Source organism: Pseudonocardia pini, assembly GCF_013870575.1.
GTDB lineage: Bacteria > Actinomycetota > Actinomycetes > Mycobacteriales > Pseudonocardiaceae > Pseudonocardia > Pseudonocardia pini.
On record NZ_JACBXB010000623.1, the window covers coordinates 1 to 3,397 of the forward strand.

5 protein-coding genes are annotated in these 3,397 nt (G+C 75.9%); 4 read left to right on the forward strand and 1 reads right to left on the reverse strand.

The features are described from left to right. The 4 genes from H5J29_RS25965 to H5J29_RS25980 form a co-directional block, all read left to right on the forward strand. Window positions 1-551: helix-turn-helix domain-containing protein (locus tag H5J29_RS25965; RefSeq protein ID WP_181783643.1), on the forward strand; the 551-nt coding region annotated here is incomplete at its 5' end. Between the two features lie 70 nt (window positions 552-621). Next, a complete protein-coding gene (locus H5J29_RS25970; RefSeq protein WP_181783644.1) occupies window positions 622-1,632 on the forward strand; it encodes an ABC transporter substrate-binding protein in 1,011 nt (336 codons plus the stop codon). Next, the gene (locus tag H5J29_RS25975) at window positions 1,608-2,411 is read left to right on the forward strand and encodes an ABC transporter ATP-binding protein (RefSeq protein ID WP_181783645.1); all 804 of its coding nucleotides are present in this window, start codon (window positions 1,608-1,610) and stop codon (window positions 2,409-2,411) included. Before H5J29_RS25970 ends, H5J29_RS25975 begins: the two co-directional genes overlap by 25 nt. Continuing rightward, a complete protein-coding gene (locus H5J29_RS25980; protein WP_181783646.1) occupies window positions 2,408-3,172 on the forward strand; it encodes an ABC transporter permease in 765 nt (254 codons plus the stop codon). Before H5J29_RS25975 ends, H5J29_RS25980 begins: the two co-directional genes overlap by 4 nt. Before the next feature lies 1 nt (window position 3,173). Here the strand turns inward: H5J29_RS25980 and H5J29_RS25985 are convergent. Further along, a partial coding sequence (locus tag H5J29_RS25985; RefSeq protein WP_181783647.1) for a response regulator transcription factor occupies window positions 3,174-3,397 on the reverse strand: 224 nt, incomplete at its 5' end.

Here is a 3,397-nt window from a genome sequence, read left to right on the forward strand (position 1 = left end):
CCGGCCGCGGGCGCGAACGGGACCGCGGCGAGCTGCTCGCCGCGCTCGCCCGCCTGGGCGACAGGGTGGAGCCGTTCCCCGGCTGTCCGGACGAGTTCGCCGCGGCGCTGCGCGGGGACGGGGCCGCCGCGGCCGCGGCGTGGTCCGAGGACCCCTACGAACGGGCCCGTGCCCTCCTGTCCTCGGTGGACTCCACGGTCGAGGCCCTCACCGTGCTCGACGACCTGGGCGCCGGCCCCGTCGCGGCCCTCGGACGCAGGCGGTTGCGGGCCGCCGGGTACCGGCACGTCCCGCGTGGACCGCAGCAGAGCACGCGCGCCAACCCGGCCGGGCTGACCGCACGGCAGACCGAGATCCCGCGGCTGCTCGCCACGGGGCTCACGAACGCGGAGATCGCCGCGCGGCTCGTCCTCTCGGTCCGCACGGTCGACCACCACGTGTCGGCGGTGCTCGGCAAGCTGGGCGTCAGCGGTCGGGCCGAGGCGGCGACGGCGGCGGCGCTCGGGATCGCCGAGGTCCGCCCGCCGCCCCGACCCGTTCGGCCCTCGTGAGCCGGCGTGAGAGGTAATGCCGGACCGCCCGCCGCCGAACTCCAGAAAGATCGACGAGGCGAGGAGTGCGATGTCCCGGGGTACCGGCCTGCTGACGGCCGCGCTGGCCGCGATCGCCGTGCTCGTCGGCTGCTCCGCGCCCGCCGGGTCCACCGGTGCCGCGGCCGTGGAGCGGATCACGGTCGTGACCACGGCCCCGATCGAGTCCATGTCCTACGCGCCGGAGATGGTCGCGACGGCGAGGGGGGACTTCGCCCGCCACGGCCTCGAGGTCGACTACCAGGCGCTGCAGGGGTCGCCCGCCGCCCTGCAGGCCGTCCTGGGCGGGTCGGCCGTGCTGACCAGGCTGGGTGACATCGAGACGATGGTCGCCGTCGGCGCCCGCGGCGCCCCCCTGCGGGTCGTGGGCACCGAGCAGGCGCTGGGGCCGGTGCGGATCGCGTCGAGCACGCGCGCGCCGGTCCGGACGCCCGCGGACCTGGTCGGCAAGACGGTGGGCATCCCGTCGCAGGGCGGGACCAGCGAGTGGACGCTGAACCTCGTGCTCGCCCGCGGCGGCGTCGATCCCGCCTCCGTCCGACGCGAGGTCGTCGGGCTCGCGCCCGGGGTGTTCGACCTGGTCACCGCCGGGCGCATCGACGCCTACATGACGCCGTTGGACACCGCCACGGTCCTCCAGCACACCCGGCCCGAGGCCGTGGTCCTCGATCCCAACTCCGTGGTCTCGGCTGGTGCGCAGGTCTTCGTCGCCGCGGCCGACCAGCTCGCCGACCCGGCCACCGAGGACCGGCTCCGCCGCTACCTCGCCGCCATCCGGGACGCGATGGACTTCGTCGCCGCCGACGCCCCCACCGGGTACGCCGAGACCACGAAGGTGATCACCTCGCGGTACACGGTGCCGTCGCTGGCGGACCCCGCCGTCGTGAAGGCCGGTCTCGACGCGTACGTCGCGTCCTGGGGGTCCCCGCGGGTCGTGACCTCCGCCGACCGGTGGACGGCCGCGTACGCCGAGGTCTCGGGCCAGGGGCTCGTCCCGGCGGGTCAGGATCCGCAGGCATGGCTGCACCCGCTCGGCCCCTGAGCCCGGTGCTGCGCACGGCTGGGGTGGGCCACGACCACGCCCGGAGGCGCGGCGCCGCGACCAGGGCCCTCGTCGACGTCGACCTCGAGGTGGCGGAGGGGGAGTTCGTGGCGGTGGTCGGCCGGTCGGGCTGCGGGAAGTCGACGCTGCTGCGGATCCTGGCCGGTCTCGTGCGCCCCACCCGCGGGCGGATCGAGGTGGACGGGACCGACCCGTGGCGCGCGGGTTCCCGGGACCCCGCCGCCTTCGCCCCGGTCGGGATGGTGTTCCAGGACCCGAACCTCTTCCCCTGGTACTCCGTGCGGGACAACGTGGGGCTGCCGCTGCGTCTGCTCGGCGTCGGACGGGCGGAGCGCAGGCACCGGGCGGAGGACCTGTGTCGCGGTCTCGGGCTGGCGGGCTTCGAGACGGCGATGCCCCGGGAGCTGTCCGGCGGGATGCGCCAGCGCGCCTCGATCGCCCGGGCGCTGATCCGGGACCCCGCGATCCTGCTGATGGACGAGCCGTTCGGCGCCCTCGACGCGCTCACCCGGGACACGATGACCGCCGACCTGCAGGACCTGCACACCCGGACGCGGTCCACGGTGGTCTTCGTGACCCACTCCATCCCGGAGGCCGTGTTCCTGGCCGACCGGGTCGTGCTGTTGACCCCGCGGCCGGGCCGGGTGGCCGCCGTGGTGGACGTCTCGCTGCCGCGGCCGCGCACGGACACCAGCGCGCCGGAGTTCCAGGCCGTCGTCCGACGGGTGCGGGCCGAGCTCGAGGCGGCCGACGGATGACGGGGCGCGCGACCGGCCTGCTCGGTGCGCTGGTCACCGTGGGGGTGCTGCTCGGCGCCTGGTGGCTGGCCGTCGCGGCCGGTGCGTCGCCCTTCGTGCTCCCGTCCCCGGCGGCCGTCGGGGAGGCGTTCGTCGCCCTGGTCCGTGATCCGGCGACCTGGCGGGAGGCCGGTGTCACGGCGGTCGAGGTGGTCGGGGGGTTCGGCCTCGCGCTGGGCGCGGGGCTGGTGGTCGGGGTGGCGCTCGGGCGGCTGCGGTGGCTGGAGCGGGCCGCCCGGCCGGCCCTGGTGGCCTTCCAGGTCGTGCCGAAGGTGGCCCTCGTGCCGATCTTCGTGCTCTGGTTCGGGTTCGGGCCCGGGTCGAAGATCGTGCTGGCGGCGCTGCTGGCCTTCCTGCCGATCACGATGAACGTGCTGCTCGGTGTGCGCTCCGTCGACCCGGGGCACCGGGACGTGTTGCGCGAGCTCGGGGCCTCGCGGTGGGCCACGCTCCGCAGCCTCGACCTGCCGACGGCCGCGCCCGCCGTGCTGACCGGGGCCGAGACGGCCGTCGTGTTCGCGGTGATCGGCGCGGTGGTGGGGGAGTTCCTCGGCGGTAGCGCGGGGCTCGGGCACCTGGTGGTCGTGGCGATGAACGCCCTCGACACCCCGCGGATGTTCGCGGCGATCCTGTTGCTCACCCTGCTCGGGGTGGTGCTGCACGGGACCGTCGCGGGGGCCCGCCGGGTGCTGGTGCCCTGGCACACCTCGGCGGGGCCGTAGCTCAGCGGTGCCGCGCCACCGTCGTCGCGAGCTCGACGCGGGAGGAGAGGCCGAGCTTGCGCAGGCTGTTCGAGATGTGGGTCTGCACGGTGCGCGGCGAGACGTAGAGCCGGGTGGCGATCTGCGGGCTCGTCATCCCCTGCCCGACCAGCTCCGCGACCTGCAGCTCCGTCGGGGTCAGGCTCTCCCAGCCCGACGCGGGCCTGCGCCGCTTCCCCGTCACGC

What these genes read in the sequence shown, in the direction of transcription:
- H5J29_RS25970 (WP_181783644.1), top strand. Translation starts at nt 622, where the DNA reads ATGTCCCGGGGTACCGGCCTGCTGACGGCCGCGCTGGCCGCGATCGCC.
- H5J29_RS25975 (WP_181783645.1), top strand. Translation starts at nt 1,608, where the DNA reads ATGGCTGCACCCGCTCGGCCCCTGAGCCCGGTGCTGCGCACGGCTGGG.
- H5J29_RS25980 (WP_181783646.1), top strand. Translation starts at nt 2,408, where the DNA reads ATGACGGGGCGCGCGACCGGCCTGCTCGGTGCGCTGGTCACCGTGGGG.